This is a genomic window from Streptomyces apricus, from assembly GCF_008369065.1.
GTDB classification, from domain to species: domain Bacteria; phylum Actinomycetota; class Actinomycetes; order Streptomycetales; family Streptomycetaceae; genus Streptomyces; species Streptomyces apricus.
The window spans coordinates 1-1,850 of sequence record NZ_VDFC01000181.1; the positions used below are offsets into that span (position 1 = coordinate 1).

Sequence of the window (1,850 nt, forward strand, 5' to 3'; positions counted from 1 at the left end):
CACCCGGCCCCACCCCGCAGGCCGGTTCACCCCGCGAGCCGAGCCGGCCCTACYCCGCAGGCCGGGCCGGCCCCACCGCGCATGCCGGATTCACCCCGCACAGGCCGTACTCACCCCTCAGGGCCGGCCTCCGGCGCCCTCACGTACCGGGCCAGGGCTTCCTCCAGGTCGCCTCCGTCGCAGGCCCAGGCGACGTGGCCGTCGGGCCGTACCAGCAGGGCGCCGGGCAGCGCGGCCACCGGCTCGGCCCGCACCACCCGCAGCAGCGGCGCCCAGCGACGTGCGGCCTTCTCGTACTGTGCGCGGGCCTGGTCGCCGAGCAGGAGCAGCAGCAGCCGCCCCTGCTGCAGCAAACCGATCACATCGGCGGGCCCGGACGGCGTCGTCAGCGCCGTGTTGGGCAGGAACCGGCCCTCCCACGGCGAGGGGTGCGCGGTGCGCGCGGGCAGCACGGTGTCCTGGGCGCTGATCATCGCGGCCAGGGGGGCCGCGCCCCGCTCGTCGGCCAGCAGGTGGCCGATCAGGTCCCGCAGCGGGTCGAACCGCTCCTGCGGATCCATCAGGGCCACCTGCGCCCGCACGTTGGCGATGACCCGCTCGGCGGCCGGGCGGCGTTCGGCGCCGTAGGAGTCCAGCAGGCCGGCGCCGGCCGATCCCCGCACGGTGGCCGCCAGTTTCCAGGCCAGGTTCACCGCGTCCAGCAGCCCGGTGCTCAATCCCTGCCCCCCGATGGGGAAGTGCAGGTGGGCGGCGTCCCCGGCCAGCAGGACGCGTCCGCTGCGGTAGGTGCGGGCCAGCCGCGCGTAGTCGCTGAAGCGGCTCAGCCAGCGCGGTGTGTCCATGGCGATGTCCCGGCCCATGATGTGCGAGGTCTGCGCGCGCAGTTCCTCCAGTTCCAGCGGCCGGCCGCGGTCGGCCGGCGGCTCGAAGCGCAGGGTGCGCAGGTGCCGCTCGCCGTCGGCGCCGGCCTTGGCCACCACCCACCCCCGGGCGGTGCGGTGCCAGCCCGCCTGAAGGGCCTGCGGGTTCTCCAGGCGCACCAGGCCCATCAGCGCCGAGACGGTGGCCGGGTGGGTGTCGCTGGCGATGCCCGCCTGCTCGCGCACCGCACCGCGCGCGCCGTCGGCGCCCACCACGTACCGCGCCTCGCAGACCACCGCCCCCTGCGGCCCGTGGGCCAGCACCGCCACCCCCTCGGGCCGCGGGCGGACCTCGGTCATGCGGTACTCGCGCAGCACGCGCACCCCGCGCGCGCGGGCCCGCCGCTCGAACAGGCCCTCCAGGTCGGCCTGGGAGCGTTTGAGCAGCGGCGGGGGTTCGCTCGCGGGCGCGGTGATGTCCAGTCCCGGCAGGCCGGCGAAGTGGAACGCGCTGCGCACCGTGCCCGCGCCCCGGGACGGGGACGGGGCGGGCAGGTAGCCGCGGCGGGCCAGCGTCTGCACCGTGCGGGCGTGCACGGTGGTGGCCTTGGGCCGCTGCGAGGTGGCCGCCTCACGCTCCAGCACCACCACGGCCACACCGTAGGCGGCCAGTTCGGCGGCGACCAGCATGCCGACCGGACCGCCCCCGACCACGACCACCTGCGTACGTATCGGGTGCACCCGGCTCCTCGCCCCTGGGACCTGACCGCCGGGAACGCCTGCCGCACCCCCGGACGGCCACCGCGGCCGACGGCGCGACGGCGTCAGGCAATCTACCGCCGCCGCGCCACCGGCGCGCCACCTTAAAGACGGCCGGCACACCACCCTGAGGCGGCCGATGCTGCACCTTGAGGCGGCCGGCGCGGCACCTCAAGACGGCCGGTGCCCGCTTCGCCCCCCCCGGGGGCGAAGCGGGCACCGGCCGTCTTG

1 protein-coding gene is annotated in these 1,850 nt (G+C 76.9%); it reads right to left on the bottom strand.

The window, feature by feature from the left end; translation table 11 throughout:
• Positions 1-110: 110 nt before the first annotated feature.
• Positions 111-1,601, bottom strand: coding sequence for an FAD-dependent monooxygenase (locus FGF04_RS39035; RefSeq protein ID WP_235882749.1), 1,491 nt, complete (start codon positions 1,599-1,601; stop codon positions 111-113).
• Between the last annotated feature and the right edge of the window lie 249 nt (positions 1,602-1,850).